Genomic DNA, 18002 nt, shown 5'->3' with positions numbered 1-18002 from the left:
CCGGCGGCAGGCGACGGGCTGGTTAACTTGTGCTGACACTTTGATCCCGGCCGGAGGACCCATGGAGAACCAGATGCCCGACGCCGGCCCATCCGAGGCCCAGCGCGCCTCCGCCCTGCGCCGGATGAAAGCGGTGGCCACGGGCGTCCTGGTGCTGCTGGCGGCGGTCTTCGTGGTGTCCTTCGCCCTGCAGGATGACTACCCCTGGCTGCGGTATGTCCGGGCGGCAGCCGAGGGCGGCATGGTGGGCGCCCTCGCCGACTGGTTCGCGGTCACCGCCCTGTTCCGGCATCCGATGGGTCTGAAGATCCCGCACACGGCGATCATCCCGCGGAAGAAGGACACCATCGGGGAGTCCCTGGGGTCCTTCGTGCAGGAGAACTTCCTGGACGGGGACGTGGCCCGGGAGAAGCTCGCCGGGCTGAAGCTCGCCGGCCGCACCGGGGCCTGGCTGCGCCAACGCCCGCATGCGGAGCGCGTGGCGGCGGAGGTGTCCGCCTCCGCCGAGCGGATCCTGGATGCCATGGACGATGTCCTGGTGCGGGACCTGGTGGCCAACCTGGCCCAGAAGCACATGATCGATCCCGATTGGGCACCCACCCTGTCCGAGGTCCTGGGCAAGGTGACCGCCGAGCGCCACCACGATCAGGTGGTGGACCTGGTGGTGGCCCGCACCGGGGACTGGGTCACCCGGCACCCCGAGTTCTTCCTGAACAGCGTGCGGCAACGCTCCCCGCAATGGGTGCCGGGCGTCGTCGACCAACTGCTGGCCGAGCGGATCCATGCCGAGACCCTGAAGTACCTCGCTGCCGTGCGGGAGGATCCGGACCACGAGCTGCGCCGCTCCGTGGACGACTGGATCGCGGACCTGGTGGCCGACCTGCACCGGGATCCGGCCACCAGAGCGAAGGTGGAGCAGGCCAAGAGGGAGCTGTTCAACGATCCGCGCATGCGGGAGTGGGCCGAGCGGGCCTGGGCGACGACCAAGTCGGCGCTGCTGGCCCAGCTGCGGGACCCCAGGTCTGACCTGCATCTGGCCCTGGTGGCCGCCCTGCAGGACGTCGGCGTCCGACTCGAGGAGGATCCGGCGCTGGCGGACCGGGTGGACGGCTGGGCCTCCGACGGCGCCCAGCACCTGGCTCGCCGCTACGGGCCGGAGCTGGTGGGGATCTTCGGCGAGACCATCCAACGCTGGGACGGCCGGCAGGCCTCCCGCACCATCGAGCTCTACCTCGGCCGGGACCTGCAGTTCATCCGGATCAACGGCTCCATCGTCGGCGCCCTGGCCGGCCTGGCGATCTACACGGTCGCCACGCTGGCCTTCGGCTAGTTGTACTGACCGGCGCGGCTCACTGCCCGCGCGTGCGGTTCCGGCGATGTTCGGCGCGGGCGGCCTCGACGTCCGCCGCGAACCCGGCGGGGTCCTCCGCCTTCAGGGCGTCGAGGGTGCCGTCCGCCCGCAGTGCCTCGATGTCCGCGCGCACATCCTCCTCGAGCAGGGCCGCCAAGTCCGGATCCGTCTCGGCGCCCTCAGTCTCCGCTGTCACCTCTCCCGCTCCACGGGAGCCGGAGCCGGAACTCTTTGGTCTCTTCCCGGCCGGCAGGGCCTGGAGGTCCGTCACCAGTCGCCCGGGCAGTGACGCCGGCAGGGGCCCGAAGATGTTCTGGGCGGCCTTGATGACGCTCTTGCCCATGGCCCGGTTGCCGACGCCGCCGATCACGGCGCCCACCCCGAACGGCACCAGGCGGCCGAGCATGCCGGCACCCTGGCGGACGATGAACTTCTTCATGAACATGCGCTTCATCTGCTGGAACAGCACATCGGAGACGCCTGACGCCCCGGAGATGGCGGCCACCGCGCCTGCCAATGGTCCGGAGCCGGAGCCATTCGCCTGGCTGGTGAAGTCGCGCAGGAGCTTGCGGCCGTCGTCGCCGAGCATCACGGCCATGACCAGAGTCTGCGCGCGCTGCGGGTCGTCGGTGGTCACCCCCATCAGCTCCGCCACGGACTGGGCGTACAGGGCCGTGGTCTCGAGGAAGCCGATGGTGGCCGCGGCGGAGAGGCCCAGGGCGGCGGCCGTGCCGACCCCCGGCACCACGGCGGTGCCCCCGACGGCGGCCCCGCCCCGGTGACCGCGGTCAGGTACTGCTTCCCCAGGCGTTCGGCGAGCTGGGCGGGAGTCTCGTCCGGATGGGACCGGCGCAGGCGGTTGAGGTTGCGCAGCACCAGCGGGCGCTGGACCTCCACGGCCTTGAGCACGATCTTCTGGAAGGCCGGGGTCGGGTTCCCGTGCGGGTCCACGGCCCGGTTCAGGGCGAAATCGGTCGCCTTCTGCCCGGCGACCGTCGAGATGATCGATTTCTTTGCCATGGTGGTGGCCTCCTGGAGCTGGTGAATCCTACCGACGACGCTACCGGAGAGCGTGCTTCAGGAAGATCCGGACGTCCCGGGCCTCCTCGGCGCTCATCCCGTGCCCCATGCCCTCATAGGTGCGGGCCGTGAGCCGGGTGTTGGCGTCCAGCCAGTCGGCCGTGTAGGCGATGGCATCCGGGTTGATGACGAGGTCCTCCACGTCCCGGCCCCAGAAGAAGGGCCGGGGTCCCGGGCCCTCCGGGGGTGAGTCCAGGGTCTCCAGCAATGGGTTGGAGAGCACGAAACCACTGAGACCCACCACGCAGGTGAAGGCCTCCGGGCGGAGCCGGTACACCGTGGAGGCCATGGCCATCCCCTGCGAGTGACCGAGCACTGAGACCGTCCGGAATCCGCTCCGGGTGACCTCTTCGGCGTCGAGCAGGTCGAAGACCCGGTGGGCGGCCGCCACCACCTCGGCGAAGTCGTTCGCCAGGAAATAGTCCAGCAGGAACCATCCCCAGGCACCCGGATCGGGGCCCGGACCGGACCCGGCACCGTCCGTGCCCTCCATGACCGGTGCGGCACCGGCGTCGATCTCGAACCCGCCGCGTACGGCCAGGCCCGTGGCGTTCTCGGGAAGCATCCCGAAGTAGGCCTGGGCGGCCCGGACCTCGTTGGCCCCGTAGCCGTGGATGACCAGCACGAGGTCAGTGCCGTGGCGCTGCGATTCAGGCCGTGACCAGACCACGTGGTGGCCGGTGGACAGTGTCTCCCGCACGTGGCCGTCAGTCGCTTCCGGAGCCGAGGTCGAGGTCGGTCCAGACCAGGCGGTGCTCGCTCGGGGTGGTGTCGTTGGGCTCCCCCGGTTCACCACCCGGGGCGTTGGCGCGGGTGAGGTGCGAGCCCAGCTGGCCGGACTGAGGCCAGAAGACGCCGGACGCAGCGGTGGTCAGGGAGGAAGACGGCAACAGGTAGTCCGACCGCGCCACCGTCCAGTCACCGCCCTCGCGTCCCAGCACCTCGGTGGCCATCGGATGCTCGTCCTCGGTGAGGACCCCGGCACCGCGCGAGGTGGGCTCGGGGTCCTGGATGGCCTCCGACTCCAGCAGGCCGGCAATGACGGAAGGATGCTCCTCCTCGTGCAGGGCGGTGCCGGTCAGCGGTCCGAACTCTCCGGCCAGGATGAAGGATTCGCCCTCGTCCAGCCCGCCGGACTGACCCTCGTCGTCCACGATGTAGCCGGAGTCTGCCGGGTCGCCGGAGACGTAGTCCGCCCACAGCCGCATCTCGTCGTGGTGACGTTCCGCTCCGCCGAAGCCGTCTCCGGCATCATCCGGCCGGGCCGCCAGCACGTGCACGGTCTGGTCGCCGACCTGGACGGGGATGTCCCAGTGCGAGGTGGACGAGAGCCGCAGGACGGACCGCTCGAGATCAGAGAAGGTGTCCTCCGGGATGGCGTTGCCCGGCATGGAATCCCACGGCAGTTCCTGGAAGGTGCGGATGCCCTCCGTGTCCAGGGGATGCTTGGAATACAGCACCATGCCGTGCTGGCCCGCGAACTCGCCCGGGCCGAAGGCGTCCCCGGGACCGCCGATGACGCCGTCGTTGTCCAGGTCCGCCCCGGTGTCCACACCGTTGTTGACCTCGGCCACGTACATGTAGGGGTAGTCGATGCCCTGCTGACCACCGGTCCCGACGGCCAGGTAATTCGTCCGGAAGGACTGGGCGAGTTCCTCGCCCCCGTCCACGTCCACGTCCGTCAGCAGCACGACGTCCGGCGCGGTCCGCTGGACGGTCTCGGCCACCTGCTGCCCCTGCTCGTCTCCGGGGGTGGAGAGATCTTCGGTCAGCTCTCCGGGGCCGGAGCGGCTCAGCCCGGCCGAGAAGGTGGCCACGCGCAGGTTCTCCGGGGCGGCGGAGGGCACCTGCCCCTCCTTGATCCACAGCATCTGCCGCAACAGGTCGGGGTTCTCGGGAAGGGCGTCGTTGAAGTCGAAGGAGGCCACGCGTTGTGCCGGCGAGATCGAGGTGTGTGCCGCGAGTGTTTGCTGGATGGCCGGTGCGGCCGTCGCCGCGGGTGCGGCAAGTAGCACCGCCACGGCGGCTGCAGGCATAAGGGCACCGCCAAGCACCCTGCGCCGGCGGAGCACCCGGGGGAAAGCACTCATGCGCACCACCCTAGGCACGGACACCCCTTCGGCGATAGGGCCATCCCGGGGCCGCAGGGCCAGGTCACGGCACCGATCAGGCGGTGACCGCAGTCAACGGACCGGCCCCGAAACCGCGAGGACAGTGCGTGTCGCGGCCACTATCTTCAGAGTGGTTCAACGGTGCCGTCCCTCATTCGAACCGCACAGCCCGCCAACCGGTTATCAAATCTTGATCTTGGCACTGCCACCGAGACTTCCCTGAAACATTTGAGCGATCGACCGGAATCCAGGGGACCGAGATGGCGGGAACTGCCGACGCTCCGGCCCTGACGCGGAGCGCGCACCCCCTGGCATGAGGCACAGAAACGGCCCCTGACTCGGTGTGATGCCGATTCAGGGGCCGCTGTGCGGTGGGCCCTGCGGGGATCGAACCCGCGACCCGCGGATTAAAAGTCCGATGCTCTGCCAACTGAGCTAAAGGCCCTGGCCAGCCGGTGGCCGCGTCCCATGCTAGCGGACGGTGACCCCCGGGAGGCCATCGCTCGGCCGGTATCCGGGGACGGGACCGTCCCGCCGGTGAAGGCGTACCGTGGAGTGGGTTCCCGGTGGCGCCACCCCATGCAGCATCACGCCACGCGCGGCACCGGGACCCGAGCAGACACACCCCCATCCCCGGAAAGGTGGTCCTCCCGTGACGTCCTCCAGGAATCGTTCCGGCCGGTCCCCGAGCTCGACGGCGGCCGGCACCGCCCGCCATCACCGGCCGCGGCCGTTCACCCCGGACCAATTCGCCTCCTTCCAGGGTGGCGCCGACCCTGCCGCTACCGCAGAGGGCGCGGCGTTGCTGGCCCGCGCCCTGGTCGACGGCGGCCGGTCCACCTCAGACCAGGCCGCGCTCCGGCGTCTGGTCGGCCTGGTCGAGGAGGCCGGCATCGACACCGTGGCCCAGTGGTGGGCCGATGCCCCGGCGATCTCCCTGAGCGGTGTCCTCTGGCGGCTGTACGCCCTCCGCTCGGCGACGGTCCGCAACGGGGCCCAGTGGGCCGCCTGGTACCGCGCCGGGCACGAGGCGCACGTGGCCCGCGCCGTGGCGGGGCCGGTCGAACCACCCGGTGCTCGCGAACTGAAGCAACTGACGACCGACATCCTCACCGGGGCCTTCACCGGAGACTTCGACGTGGCACTCGAGCGGGCCGCCGCCTACTGCCGGGTGATCTGCCTGGGCCAGGCACACCATTCCGAGGCGCTCGAGGCCGGTCAGCCGGCCCAGGCCGCCGTCCTGTTGCGCCAGGCCAAACGGCTCCTGGGCACCGCCGAGGAACTCGAGGAGGCGGCCGCCGCCTGGCGCCGCGGCACGCTCGATTGAGCCGAGGGCTGACAACACGGGCGCCGGTGGACATCTCCGCCCCCGACCGCGCACACTGGATACCGGTGCCGGGCCGCGGTAACCCCGGGCTCCAATATTCTGCCGCTACGAGCGGCCACTCGCCGAGAGGCGTTCCCGGTCCGGCACTGCCCCCTCTCGCGGGATACCCTCTTCTTTGATGAACCTCTCACTGTCCTCCCTCCTCGCCCCGGACACCGCCAGCCTCGAACACCTCGCGGCCCTGGCGGATGGCCTGGGCGCCGCCGTGCACCAGGTCGCCCAGTTGATGGGCTCCTCCAAGGCAGCCGCTGAGGAGGTCAGCACCCGGTTGTCCGAGATCGACAGCGAGTCCAGCGGGCGCCACATGGCCTTGCTCACCAGCCTGCGCAGTTCCTTCATCACCCCCCTGCCGCGCCAGGATCTCTACCTGATGGCGGACGGACTCAACAATGCCGTGGAGAAGGTCTGCAATGCCGGACTGCTCATCGTCTCCACCGAGCAGTACCGGTTGCCGGCCGAGGCCATGGACATCCTGGAGACCTTGGGTCGGCAAGCTGAGCTCCTCCAGGAGGCCACGGCCCAGTTCCGGGCCCTCGATGCCCTCGAGGAGACCTGGATCCAACTCCAGCGCAACTCGAAGCGCGCCGAGCGCGTCATGGTCGAATGGGTCTCCGGGATGACCGGTGACCTGCTGCAGCGCAGCTACAACCGGCAGCGGGAGGCAGCCCACGCCGTGGATGCCGCCATCGTCGCCGTCCGGCAGATCACCGTCCACGTCGGCAGTGTCCTGGTGCAGGAGTCCTGACGGACGTGACCCCCCTCGTCCTGGTCCTGCTGTGCCTCGTCCTCGCCCTCACGGTCGGGTACGGGCTGATCAACGGCATGCGGGACGCTCCCAACGCCATCGCCCTGCCCGTCCGCAGCCGGGCCCTCACCCCGGGGGTGGCTTTGCTCCTGGCCGCCGTGATGAACCTCGGCGGCGGCATCCTGTCCGGTGGCCTGCTGAGCGCCGTGTGGCAGGAACTCCCCCCGGCCATCCCCAGCGGCGGACCGGGCCTGCTGATGGCCGTCGTCGCCCTGGCCGTGGCGATCGCCTGGGGGCTGTTCGCCTGGCAGCGCGGCCTGCCCGTATCCATGACGCATGCCCTCATCGCCGGTCTCATCGGGGCCGGCGTGGCCCTGACCGTGACCGGTGACGCGTCCTTCGAGGGGATCTGGTCCCCCGTGCTGGTCACCGCGATTCTGGTGGGGCTGCTGCTGACCCCGTTGTTGGGGAGCTTCCTGTCCTGGATCCTCGTCACACCGGCCACCTGGGTGGCCCGCGATGCCGCGCCCGGCACGGTCAACCACACCGCCCGCATTGGGCTGGCGATCACCGGTGCCGCCAACGCCCTCGGCCACGGCGTGCAGTCCGGTCAGCGGATGACCTTCATGGTCGCCATCGCCCTCACCGCCATCGGCCGGCCCGATGCCATGGGCTGGTGGATTCCCGTGGCGACCGGACTCATCCTGGCCATCGGCACGCTGTTCGGCGGGTGGCGGGTTGGCCACACCCTCACGGAGAAGCTCGTGCACCTGGACCCGCTGCGCTCCGCGGTGGCCTCGACCGTCAGCGCCGGGCTGCTGTTCGTGGGCTCGTTCGCCCTCCACCTGCCCCTGTCCTCCACCCACGCCGCAGCGGCGACCATCCTCGGCGCCGGCCAGAACCAGCGCTACACCGCGGTCCGCTGGCAGCAGGTCCAGCGTGTCATCGGTTACTGGCTCGCGACCCTGGTGGCGCCCGCGGCCGTGGCGCTCATCCTCGCCGCAGCCGCCAGCCCCCTGTTCTGAGGCGAACCCGGGCTGAGGCACGCCGACCGGCGATGATCAGCTGGCGATGATCAGCCGAAGCGGCCGGAGACGTAGTCCTCGGTCTGCTTGTTGGCCGGGTTGTTGAAGATGACGGAGGTCTCGTCGTACTCGATGAGCTTGCCCGGCTTGCCGGTGCCGGCGATGTTGAAGAACGCCGTCTTGTCCGCCACGCGAGCGGCCTGCTGCATGTTGTGCGTCACGATCACCACGGTGAACTCGTTCTTCAGCTCGTTGATCAGGTCCTCGATCGCCAGGGTGGAGATCGGGTCCAGGGCGGAGCAGGGCTCGTCCATGAGGATCACGTCCGGCTGCACGGCGATGGAGCGGGCGATGCACAGACGCTGCTGCTGGCCACCGGACAGGCCGGAGCCGGGCTTGTCCAGCCGGTCCTTGACCTCGTTCCAGAGGTTGGCGCCGCGCAACGACTTCTCCACGATCCCGTCCGCCTCGGAGCGGGACATCCGCGCGCCGTTCAGCTTGTGGCCAGCCAGGATGTTGTCCCGGATGGACATGGTGGGGAAGGGGTTCGGGCGCTGGAAGACCATGCCCACCTGGGTGCGGACGGTGACGGGGTCCACGCCCGAGGCGTAGACGTCCTCCCCGTCCAGGAGCAGCCGCCCTTCGGCGCGCGCCCCGGGGAGCACCTCGTGCATGCGGTTGATGGTCCGCAGGAAGGTGGTCTTGCCGCAGCCCGAGGGGCCGATGAACGCGGTGACGGACCGCGGTTCGATGTTGATGTTGACGCCTTCCACAGCCAGGAAGTTGCCGTAGTAGACGTTGAGGTCAATGGCTTCGATGCGCTTTGACATGTAGATTCCTCTGTCTTTCGTCTCAGCTCGGCTTAGCGGCCGGAGTTCTTCGGCGCGAACGCCTTGGCGATGATGCGTGCGGCCAGGTTCAACAGCATCACGATGACGATCAGGACCAGGGCCGCGGCCCAGGCACGATCCGCCGAGGGCATGCCGGCGGCCGGCGCGGTCGGGTTCATCAGCTGGCGGTAGATGAACACCGGCAGGGCCGTCATCCACTCGCCGAACGGATTCCAGTTGGTGGCCGCCGCATAGCCCGCTGTCACCAGGATCGGTGCCGTCTCGCCCGTGACACGGGCGATGGCCAGGGTGATGCCGGAGGCAATGCCGGACATGGCCGTGGGGAGCACGACCTTGAAGATGGTCCGCCACTTGCGCACGCCGAGGGCGTAGGACGCCTCCCGGAGCTCATTCGGGACCACCCGGAGCATCTCCTCGGTGGAGCGGACCACCACGGGGATCATCAGCACGGACAGGGCGATGGCCGCCGTCAGGCCCATCTTGATCATCTGCACGTGCCGCGGTGACTCGCCGATGAACGTGGTGATGAACAGTTCCACCAGGGCGAACGCGAACAGGCCGGCCACGATCGAGGGGATGCCGGTCATGACATCCACGAAGAACACGATGGAGCGGGAGAACCAGCCGCCCCGGCTGTACTCCACCAGGTAGATCGAGGTCAGCAGGCCGATCGGCACCGAGATGATCGTGGCCATCAGCGTGATCATCAGGGTGCCGGCCAGGCCGTGCAGGAATCCGCCCTGCAGGGAGGCGCCCTCATTCTGTGTCGCGATGTCATCCGAGCCGGTCACGCCGTCCATGTCCGTCCACAGCAGTTGCGGATTGGCCAGCAGGGTGGGCAGGCCGTTGGCGAACACGGTCCAGACCACGGAGATCAGCGGGATGAGCGCCAGGATGAAGGCGGACCACACGAGATTGCGCCAGATGCCGTCCGTGGCACGGCGCTTGTTCTCGACGACGTAGGTGGTGACGTACATGCCGGCGATGTAGAGGACGGCGGCGAAGATCAGCCAGCCGGTCCAGCTGAAGGACCCGCCGCCCAGCAGAGCCGTGAGTCCGGCGGCGAGAACCAGCGCACCGATGGCGACGGCGATCCAGGTCCAGCGCGGCATCTGTCCGGCGGTCAGGGAGTTCTTCCTGGTTCCGCCCGGCTGCGGGGCGGCTCCCCGCTGGGTGGTGTCAGTTGAGGTGGTCATCAGTTCGCTCCCGAGAATTCCTTGTGCCGGTTGACGATCCAGCGCGCGATCATGTTGACCACGAGGGTGATGATGAACAGCATCAGGCCGGCTGCGATCAGCTCGGACTGGCGCATGCCGAAGGCCTCGGGGAAGTTCAGCGCGATCTCAGACGGGATGGTCGCGTTCCGCCCGGAGGTGATGATGCTCCAGGAGAAGATGCCCGGGGAGAGCACCAGGGTAACGGCCATGGTCTCGCCCAGGGCGCGGCCCAGACCCAGCATGATCGAGGAGATGATGCCCGCCCGGGCGAACGGGAAGACGGTCATCTTGATCATCTCCCAGCGGGTGGCTCCGAGTGCCAGGGCGGCTTCCTCGTGCAGCTTGGGGGTCTGGATGAAGATCTCGCGGCAGAGGGAGGTGATGATCGGCAGGATCATCACGGCCAGCACGATCGCGGACGTCAGCAGGGCCCGGCCGGTGTTGCCGGCATCCCCGCCGAACAGCGGGATCCAACCCAGGTACTCGTGCAGCCACTTGTAGATGGGCACCACGCCGCCGGCCAGCGTGGTCATGCCCCACGCGCCGAAGACCACGGACGGAATGGCCGCCAGCAGGTCGATGACGTAGCCGACCGGGGTCGCCACCGACTTGGGGGCGTAGTGCGAGATGTAGAGGGCGATCCCCACCGCCACCGGGGTGGCCAGCAGGATGGCGATGATCGAGGCGATCAGCGTGCCGGCCATGAGCGGCCAGACATACTGCCAGAACGTGTCCGCGCTCTCGATGCTCTCCTCATCGGAGAAGACCTCCGGCCACAGGGCCGGCAGTGACTCGACCACCAGGAAGATCGCGACGAACGCCAGGACCATCAGGATGACGACGCCGGCCGCGAGGGCCAGGCCGGAGAAGACCTTGTCCCCTGCGGCACCGCCGCGCGACGCCGTGAGCGACGACTTCTTCGCCGGCTCAGTGGCAGTTTCAGTCACGGTGACTCCCCTCGGAGTTCGTGGTGCGGACCCGGGGTCCGCATCTCAGGAATGGATAGCGTGTAAAGCATGACACAGCCGCCGACCCTACTTGAGAGGGTCGGCGGCTGGGCCGAGAGGCCGATCAGCACCGGCCGGAACCGGCGATGATCAACCCTGGACGGAGATGGCCTGGATGGACTCCAGAGCGGCTTCGCGGGTGGCCTCGGAGATCGGGGCGTTGCCCGCGGAGGACTCGGCAGCGGCCTGACCCTCCTCGGACACCACGTACTCGCCGAAGGCCTTGGCCGTGTCAGCGGTCTCCTGGTCCTGGTACTGGTTGCAGAAGATGTGGTACGAGACCAGCACGATCGGGTAGACGCCTTCCTCGGTGGTGGTGCGGTCGAGCTCGACGGCACCGGCCTCGCCCGGCGCAGCCTTCTCGACGGCGGCGGCAGCGGCATCGGCGGAGTACGGCACGTACTCCTCGCCGACCTGGACGGCCACGGTGCCGAGCTCGCCGATCTGGGAGGCATCGGCGTAGGTGATGGCACCGTCGGTGGACTGGGCCAGGGAGACCACACCGGAGGTCTGCTGGGCAGACTCGGCGGTGATCTCAGAGGGCCAGGTCTCGACGACGTCGTGGGTCCAGGACTCCGGAGCCGCGGCCGTCAGGTAGTCGGTGAAGTTCTCGGTGGTGCCGGAGTCATCGGCACGGTGCACCACGGTGATGTCGGTGTCCGGCAGTTCGGCATCCGGGTTCTGGTCGGCGATCGCCGGGTCGTTCCAGGTGGTGATCTCGCCCGTGAAGACCTGGGCGATGGTCTCGGCATCCATGTTGACCTGGTCGACACCCTCGAGGTTGAAGGCGACGGCGACCGGGGAGATGTAGGACGGGACGTGGAAGACGCCCTCCGGGCCACAGATCTCCTCGGCGGAGGCCATCTCCTCTTCATCCATGGCGGCGTCGGAGCCGGCGAAGGAGTACTGGCCGGCCAGGAAGCCCTCGCGGCCGGAGCCGGAGCCCACCGGGTCGTACTGGACAGTCAGGTCCGGGTGGACCTCGGAGACGCCATTGGTCCAGGCGGTCATGGCGGACTCCTGCGAGGAGGCGCCACCACCGATCAGGGTGCCAGAGACCTCGGCCGGGGCACCCGACTCGGAGCCGGCCGGAGCGGAGGACTCGGAGGAGCCACCGTTGCCGCCGCAGGCGGTCAGGGCCAGAGCGGCGACAGACAGGACGGCGGCGTAGCGCCCGATGCGAAGAGCCTTCACGGATATGCCTCTTTCGAGTTCGATGACAGTGCAGGCGAGGCCGTCACCACTGCTTGTCCGAGTGGCAACTGACGAGCAGGGCAGGGATGCCGATGGCCTCGATCCACCAGAAAGCTATGGGGGCAAGGTGACGCGAGGGTCGGTGCAAGATTAACGCGAGCTTAACGAGGTCACGGCACCGGGTGCGGCACCACCGCTCCGACGGGCTGGGAGGCCTGTATTGGCGCGGAAGTCGCCGACTCCTCCGGAGATTCCGTTGACGGCGTGAGTAATCTCACGCTGCGCTGGGCTCCGTCAACCTCCCACCAGGGCTCCACGGCGGCCCCGTGGCAGCGGTCCCGGGCCTTGGTCGATCGTCCACCGAGCCGGCCGGTCCGGCCTAAGCTAGTCGGCATGGAGCAGCAGCCCGCGTCCGGCTCCTCCTGGACGAGAACGGTGACGAAGGCACGGCAGTGGTGGGCCCGCACGTGGTCCTTTGCCACCCGCCGGTCACGCTCGGGCGCCTCCCGGGTCACCTCGGCGCTGGTCCCGGCCGCCGTCACCGCCCTCTGCGCCGTGCTGGCGTACGTCTTCGCCGAGCTCGTCCTGGGCCACGAGGATCCCCTGTTCGCCGCCACAGCAGCGCTCATCGCCCTGGGCTTCAACCGGGACCCGAAGGTCCGCAAGGTGCTCGAAGTGGCCATCGGCTGCACCCTGGGCATCCTCATCGGCGACCTCATGCAGGCCGTGCTGGGCCAGGGCTACTGGCAGGCCGTACTGGTGGTCTACACCTCGATCCTGGTCGCCCGCTTCATCGACTCCGGGGCCACCTTCACCCTGCAGATGAGCTTGCAATCAGTATTGGTGGTGCTCCTGCCAGCGGCGGAGGGCGGGCCATTCACGCGCAGCCAAGATGCCATCGTCGGCGGTTTCATCGCTCTTCTGGTGACCCTGTTGATGCCGAAGAACCTGCGCAAGGAGGCCGCCACCGGCCTGCGGGACCTCTACGTGACACTCACGGGCGCATTGCGCGACTGCTCGGAGGCGCTGCGCTCCCATGAGTCCCGGACCGCGTGGATGGGTCTGGTGGCCTGCCGCGGCACGCAGACCGCCGTGGAGAACCTGCGCAAGGACGTCAAGAACGCCCGCGAGCTGGCCACCTTCTCCCCCACCAAGCGACATGCCCGCCCTGAACTGGACGAGACGGCCCACACCGTGGAGATGTCCGATCTGGCGGTGCGGAGCATGCGGGTCGTCGCCCGGCGCGTCATCAGCGTGATCGACAACGGTGCCCTGGACGACGAGGGGACCGGGCTGCTGGCGGACTGGTTCGACGAGGCCGCGGACGCCGTCGGGATCCTGGGCCGATCCCTGGGGGAGCCGGCGGCGGCCGGTCGGCACAAGTCACTCTCCGTGGCCCGGGGCGCCCTCGGCGGGGCGGCCGCGCGGCTCGATCCAGCCGAGTTGGGTGCCACTACACTGCACGCCGAGGCACTCGTCATGCTGCTGCGGCCCATGATGGTCGACCTCATCGAAGCCACCGGCTCCTCCCATGACGAGGCCGTCGGGTACCTGCCGCGCCTCTGAGATCGGCGCTCCGGAGGCCTCCGACGTAGCCTCCGAACTGGCCCTGCGAGTCAGCGTGTCCGTGCGCGGCACTAGCCTTGGTCCATGGCGACGAAGACCAGCAGACGAGCGAATCCCGGCTACCGCTGCAGCGAATGCGGGTGGACGACCGCCAAGTGGGTGGGGCGGTGCGGCGAGTGCCAGGCCTGGGGCACGGTGACCGAGGCCGGCGCGGACGCCTCGTCCGGCCGGACCCCCGCCGCCACGGTCGCTACCCCGGCCGTGCCGATCGGTGAGATCGACGCCTCACAGGCCCGCTTCCACACCACCGGGGTGTCCGAATTGGACCGGGTGCTCGGCGGCGGACTCGTCCCGGGCGCGGTGGTGCTGATGGCCGGCGAGCCCGGCATCGGCAAATCCACCCTGTTGCTGGACGTGGCCGCCAAGGTGGCCCGGCACCGCCGCCCGGAGGGGTCCACGCGGTCCGTCCTGTACGTGACCGGGGAGGAGTCCGCGGCCCAGGTTCGGCTGCGTGCAGACCGGATCGGTGCCGTCGCCGACACCCTGTTCCTGGCGGCCGAGACGGATCTCGGCCGGGCCCTGGGCCAGATCGAGAAGGCCGAGCCGGACCTGCTGATCGTGGACTCCGTCCAGACACTGCAGTCCCAGTCCGTGGACGGCACCGCCGGAGGCGTCACCCAGGTGCGCGAGGTGGCGGCCAGTCTGATCAACGAGGCCAAGAGCCGGAACATGACCACCGTGCTCGTGGGCCACGTGACCAAGGACGGTTCCATCGCCGGTCCCCGCCTGCTGGAGCACCTGGTGGACGTGGTCTGCCAGTTCGAGGGTGAACGGCACTCACGCCTGCGCCTGGTCCGGGCCGTGAAGAACCGCTATGGGCCGACGGACGAGGTGGGATGCTTCGACTTGGGGGACGCAGGCATCGTCTCCCTGGAGGACCCCTCCGGACTGTTCCTGTCCGGGACCCTGAACCCCGTGGAGGGCACCTGCGTGACGGTGACCCTGGAGGGCCGCCGGCCCCTGGTGGCAGAGGTCCAGTCCCTGCTGACGCCGTCCGGGCAGGGCAGCCCCCGCCGGACGGTCAGCGGGCTGGACTCGGCGCGGATCAACATGATCCTGGCCGTCCTGCAGCGCCGAGCAGGATTCCCCCTGAACCAGGACGACTGTTACGTGGCCACCGTGGGCGGGGTTCGGCTGACCGAGCCGGCGTCTGACCTGGCGGCGGCGCTGGCCATCGCGAGCGCCAAGCTCAACGCCGTGGTGCCCAAGGGCCTGATCGCCTTCGGGGAGCTGGGGCTGGCCGGAGAGGTCCGCCCCGTTCCCGGCATCGGCCGGCGCATCCGGGAGGCCGCCCGGCTGGGCTTCCGCCGCGCCGTGGTGCCGAAGTCCCCCGAACCGCTGGGTGAGTTGCCGGACGGCGTGGCCGTGGCCGAGGTCCGCACGCTGACGGAGGCCCTGGAGACCATGAAGGACTGGGCCTCCTGATCCCCCGCCTTCTGACCGTGATTACTGCAGGTTGAACGTCACCGGTTGGGCCTTGAGGTCCCCCAGGGACACCTCGAGGCGGTAGGTACCGCTGCGGGGTTCCTGGGTGGTCTCGCCGCAGTCCTCTGCGGAGCGCACGCGCGGCCAGGTGAACCGGGCACGCTCCTGCTCTTCCGGGGAGATCTCCACCAGGGCGTCCTGGCCGTCCACCTGGCAGTCCTCCGTGGAGAAGATCCGGTCCGAGCCGGAGTACACGGTGAACACCTGCTGCGTGGTGCCCAGGTTCGCCTCGCAAGGCTCCTCACCCGTGTTGTCCACGCGCAGCTCCAGGACCGGTTCCTCTCCCTCCCCGTAGGTCGGCTGGTCCGTCGCGGCGGAGATCACGATGTCCCCGGGCGGGCAATTGCCCGAGGCCGCGGCCTCACCGGAAGCTGAGGGCGAGTCCGATGAGGACGGGTCATCACCGGCCCCGTCCGTGGTGCCGGATTCGGGCGAGGTTCCCGTGGCGGACGCCGATGGTGAGGCCGAGGCGTCGCCATCGGGGGTGGCGGCCACGCTCGGGGACGACGTGGGCGCGGGGGCGTCCTCGCCGGCGGCCGGCCGGAAGAGTGAGACGAGCCACCAGACCAGCCCCACCACGATCGCCAGGACGACCACGAGCAGCACCACGGCGACCAGCCGGCGACGGCGGTACACCGCACTCGATTGCGGTCGCAGCAGATCGTTGTTTCGGGGCTCACCGGGCATGCCTCCAGCCTAGGGACCGCGGTGGCCGGACCTGGACTGGCCACGCCGAGGATCAGCCGGCGCACTACAGTAGACGGCATGTCTGCGCCGGGGATCACGTCCACCCTTCACCACCGGGTCAACGACTGGTTCTCCGTCCACGCCCGGGATCTGCCGTGGCGTGATCCGGAGTGCAGCCCGTGGGGTGTCCTGGTCAGCGAGATCATGCTGCAGCAGACCCCCGTGGTGCGGGTGTTGCCCGTCTGGACGGCCTGGATGGAACGCTGGCCCACACCGCGGGACCTGGCCGCAGAGCCACCGGGCGAGATCATCCGCGCCTGGGGTCGGTTGGGCTATCCACGCCGGGCCCTCCGACTACAGGCTGCCGCTGCGGAGATCGCCGGCTCCCACGGGAACCGGGTGCCGAACCGTGTCGACCAACTCCTCGCCCTGCCCGGCGTCGGCACCTACACGGCCGCCGCCGTCGCCTGCTTCGCCTTCGATCAGCCCGAGGTGGTGGTGGACACCAACATCCGCCGGGCACACGCCAGGGCGGTCTCCGGCCGGGCGCTGCCGGAGAAGTCCCTGACCACGGCCGAGATGGCCCTGGCCCGGGACCTCATGCCCGAGGATCCGGAGCAGGCCTGCCGGTGGAATGCCGCGGTGATGGAATTGGGGGCGCTGGTCTGCACGGCCCGCTCCCCCCAGTGCGAGCTCTGCCCGGTGGCGGACCTCTGTGCCTGGCGAGCGGCCGGCATGCCGGAGCCGCACTACAAGCCCACGGGCCAGGCCTGGGCCGGCACCGACCGCCAGGTGCGCGGCGCCGTCATGGCCCTGCTCCGCGACCGCGGCTCGGTGGCACTCTCCGCCCTTCCCGCACTCACGACGTCGGCCGGCACCTTGGGCGCGCATCGCCCCGAAGCCGCCCAGTATGAGCGGTGCGTGGACGGCCTGGTATCAGACGGACTGGCCGTCCTGAACGGCAACGGCCCGGAGGCCATGCTCAGCCTGCCTGGCTGAAGGCCCCCGGGCCGCCCGGTGCTGGAGTGCACCACTGCCGCCTGGATGGCGGCCGGTGACTCCGGCGACAGCGTTGGTCAGTTCTTCTTGTCTCCGCCGAAGAGGTCCTTGGCGGCGTCCTTGACGTCCTCGACCTTGTCCTTGATCCCGGCCTTGGCCTCATCGGCCCGGCCCTCGTTCTTCAGACGGTCGTTGTCCGCCGCCTCGCCCAGACCCTGCTTGGCCTGGCCCTTGACCTCGTCAGCCTTGTTCTCAAAGCGATCTCCGGTACCCATGGTCTCCTCCTCGCTACGATGACCGGCCGGCACCTGCCGACCCTTGCCCCTGCAGTCAAACACGGCACCCCGAGCTGTGGCTACAGAGTGATGATCATGCGGGTGTTGCCGAGGGTGTTGGGCTTGACCCGGGCCAGGTCCAGGAACTCGGCCACACCCTCGTCCTGGGAGCGCAGCAGCTCGGAGTAGACCTCCGGGTCCACGACCGACTGGTCTGCCATGACCGAGAATCCATGGCGGCTGAAGAAGTCGACCTCGAACGTCAGGCAGAACACCCGGGTCACTCCCAGCGCGCGGGCCCGATCCAGCAGCCGGTCCAGGATGCGGTGGCCCACCCCGTGGCCGCGCCACTGACTCGACGTGGCCAGCGTGCGCACCTCGGCGATGTCCTCCCAGATCACGTGGAGGGCACCGAACCCCGCCAGGGTGCCGTCCGGTGCCTCAGCCACCATGAATTCCTGGATGGCCTCGTAGTACGCCACGGCCTCCTTCTGCAGCAGCACGCGTTCACGGGCCAGCGGCTCCACGAGGGCGCGGATGGCCTGGACGTCCTGAGTCCGCGCGGGCCGGATGACGAGTTCGGTGGAGTCCATCGCTTCAGTGTAGGACTCCGGCAGCGCCGTCAGCCCCGAACGGCAGAGGACCCGCCCCTCAGGGGCGGGTCCTCTCGGCATCAGTTGCCGTCACGTCTCGGGGCCGGGCTGACGCCCGCACCGGATTTCTGTCAGTTGTTCTGCTCGTCGTTGCCCTGGCCACCCAGGAACTTCTCCTGTGCTCCATCAACGGCTCCATTGACGGCTTCACCGTGCTCGCCCAGCTTGTCGCCGTGCTGCTCCTGGGCGCCGTCTACGGTCTCATTGATCTTGTCACCATGCTCGTCGGCGAGGTTTCCGAGGTTATCTGCGAAGGACATGAGCATCTCCTTGTTCGGGAACACGGCGGGTCACCACAACGGCCCCCCG

The 18002-nt window shown here is 69.4% G+C and carries 19 protein-coding genes and 1 tRNA gene; 7 read left to right on the top strand and 13 right to left on the bottom strand.

What is annotated here, in order from left to right; all coding sequences use genetic code 11:
* Positions 1-61 precede the first annotated feature (61 nt).
* Positions 62-1330: a DUF445 domain-containing protein gene (locus tag C8E99_RS12365; RefSeq protein ID WP_115932540.1), complete on the top strand. Its 1269-nt coding sequence runs from the start codon at positions 62-64 to the stop codon at positions 1328-1330.
* Positions 1331-1349: 19 nt separating this feature from the next.
* Here C8E99_RS12365 and C8E99_RS12360 read toward each other — a convergent pair whose 3' ends face one another.
* From C8E99_RS12360 to C8E99_RS12345, 5 genes are all read right to left on the bottom strand, one after another.
* A complete protein-coding gene (locus tag C8E99_RS12360; protein WP_245952318.1) occupies positions 1350-2099 on the bottom strand; it encodes a hypothetical protein in 750 nt (249 codons plus the stop codon).
* Positions 1994-2371, bottom strand: coding sequence for a hypothetical protein (locus C8E99_RS16255; protein WP_245952316.1), 378 nt, complete (start codon positions 2369-2371; stop codon positions 1994-1996). Before C8E99_RS16255 ends, C8E99_RS12360 begins: the two co-directional genes overlap by 106 nt.
* Before the next feature lie 40 nt (positions 2372-2411).
* A complete protein-coding gene (locus C8E99_RS12355) occupies positions 2412-3131 on the bottom strand; it encodes an alpha/beta hydrolase (protein ID WP_115932539.1) in 720 nt (239 codons plus the stop codon).
* Positions 3132-3138: 7 nt separating this feature from the next.
* On the bottom strand, positions 3139-4521 hold the full coding sequence (locus C8E99_RS12350) for an endonuclease/exonuclease/phosphatase family protein (RefSeq protein WP_115932538.1): 1383 nt from the start codon (positions 4519-4521) through the stop codon (positions 3139-3141).
* Positions 4522-4914: 393 nt separating this feature from the next.
* Positions 4915-4987: transfer RNA gene (locus tag C8E99_RS12345), tRNA-Lys, on the bottom strand.
* Positions 4988-5194: 207 nt separating this feature from the next.
* Here C8E99_RS12345 and C8E99_RS12340 point away from each other — a divergent pair.
* The 3 genes from C8E99_RS12340 to C8E99_RS12330 all read left to right on the top strand — a co-directional run bounded on the left by C8E99_RS12340 (position 5195) and on the right by C8E99_RS12330 (position 7699).
* On the top strand, positions 5195-5869 hold the full coding sequence (locus C8E99_RS12340; protein WP_115932537.1) for a hypothetical protein: 675 nt from the start codon (positions 5195-5197) through the stop codon (positions 5867-5869).
* A gap of 178 nt (positions 5870-6047) precedes the next feature.
* Positions 6048-6674 carry a hypothetical protein gene (locus C8E99_RS12335; protein WP_115932536.1) on the top strand — a complete coding sequence of 209 codons (627 nt, stop codon included), beginning with the start codon at positions 6048-6050 and terminating at the stop codon, positions 6672-6674.
* Between the two features lie 5 nt (positions 6675-6679).
* Positions 6680-7699, top strand: a complete 1020-nt coding sequence (locus C8E99_RS12330; protein ID WP_115932535.1) for an inorganic phosphate transporter — start codon at positions 6680-6682, stop codon at positions 7697-7699.
* Between the two features lie 50 nt (positions 7700-7749).
* Here the strand turns inward: C8E99_RS12330 and pstB are convergent, their stop codons facing one another.
* From pstB to pstS, 4 genes are all read right to left on the bottom strand, one after another.
* A complete protein-coding gene (pstB, locus tag C8E99_RS12325; protein WP_115932534.1) occupies positions 7750-8529 on the bottom strand; it encodes a phosphate ABC transporter ATP-binding protein PstB in 780 nt (259 codons plus the stop codon).
* Between the two features lie 32 nt (positions 8530-8561).
* Positions 8562-9746: a phosphate ABC transporter permease PstA gene (gene pstA / locus C8E99_RS12320; RefSeq protein WP_115932533.1), complete on the bottom strand. Its 1185-nt coding sequence runs from the start codon at positions 9744-9746 to the stop codon at positions 8562-8564.
* A complete protein-coding gene (pstC, locus tag C8E99_RS12315; RefSeq protein WP_115932532.1) occupies positions 9746-10714 on the bottom strand; it encodes a phosphate ABC transporter permease subunit PstC in 969 nt (322 codons plus the stop codon). The genes pstA and pstC overlap by 1 nt, the downstream gene beginning before the upstream one ends.
* 150 nt (positions 10715-10864) lie before the next feature.
* Positions 10865-11968: a phosphate ABC transporter substrate-binding protein PstS gene (pstS, locus tag C8E99_RS12310; RefSeq protein WP_115932531.1), complete on the bottom strand. Its 1104-nt coding sequence runs from the start codon at positions 11966-11968 to the stop codon at positions 10865-10867.
* A 393-nt stretch (positions 11969-12361) separates the two neighbouring features.
* Here pstS and C8E99_RS12305 point away from each other — a divergent pair, with 393 nt between their 5' ends.
* Entirely contained in the window at positions 12362-13534 is a 1173-nt protein-coding gene (locus C8E99_RS12305; RefSeq protein ID WP_115932530.1) for an FUSC family protein, read from the top strand.
* Positions 13535-13618: 84 nt separating this feature from the next.
* Entirely contained in the window at positions 13619-15019 is a 1401-nt protein-coding gene (gene radA / locus C8E99_RS12300) for a DNA repair protein RadA (protein WP_115932529.1), read from the top strand.
* 21 nt (positions 15020-15040) lie between these two features.
* On the opposite strand, the gene C8E99_RS12295 is transcribed toward radA, so the two are convergent.
* Positions 15041-15766, bottom strand: a complete 726-nt coding sequence (locus tag C8E99_RS12295; protein WP_115932528.1) for a hypothetical protein — start codon at positions 15764-15766, stop codon at positions 15041-15043.
* A gap of 78 nt (positions 15767-15844) precedes the next feature.
* Here C8E99_RS12295 and C8E99_RS12290 point away from each other — a divergent pair, with 78 nt between their 5' ends.
* Positions 15845-16765, top strand: a complete 921-nt coding sequence (locus tag C8E99_RS12290) for an HhH-GPD family protein (RefSeq protein ID WP_115932527.1) — start codon at positions 15845-15847, stop codon at positions 16763-16765.
* Positions 16766-16842: 77 nt separating this feature from the next.
* On the opposite strand, the gene C8E99_RS12285 is transcribed toward C8E99_RS12290, so the two are convergent.
* The 3 genes from C8E99_RS12285 to C8E99_RS12275 all read right to left on the bottom strand — a co-directional run bounded on the left by C8E99_RS12285 (position 16843) and on the right by C8E99_RS12275 (position 17953).
* Positions 16843-17040 carry a CsbD family protein gene (locus C8E99_RS12285; RefSeq protein ID WP_115932526.1) on the bottom strand — a complete coding sequence of 66 codons (198 nt, stop codon included), beginning with the start codon at positions 17038-17040 and terminating at the stop codon, positions 16843-16845.
* A gap of 80 nt (positions 17041-17120) precedes the next feature.
* Positions 17121-17633, bottom strand: a complete 513-nt coding sequence (locus tag C8E99_RS12280; protein WP_115932525.1) for an amino-acid N-acetyltransferase — start codon at positions 17631-17633, stop codon at positions 17121-17123.
* A gap of 131 nt (positions 17634-17764) precedes the next feature.
* Positions 17765-17953: a hypothetical protein gene (locus tag C8E99_RS12275; protein WP_115933462.1), complete on the bottom strand. Its 189-nt coding sequence runs from the start codon at positions 17951-17953 to the stop codon at positions 17765-17767.
* Between the last annotated feature and the right edge of the window lie 49 nt (positions 17954-18002).

The sequence above is a fragment of the Citricoccus muralis genome (genome assembly GCF_003386075.1).
Classification (GTDB): Bacteria; Actinomycetota; Actinomycetes; order Actinomycetales; family Micrococcaceae; genus Citricoccus; species Citricoccus muralis.
Note: the sequence above shows the minus strand (reverse complement) of the source record. Positions and strands in the feature narration are given on the sequence as shown.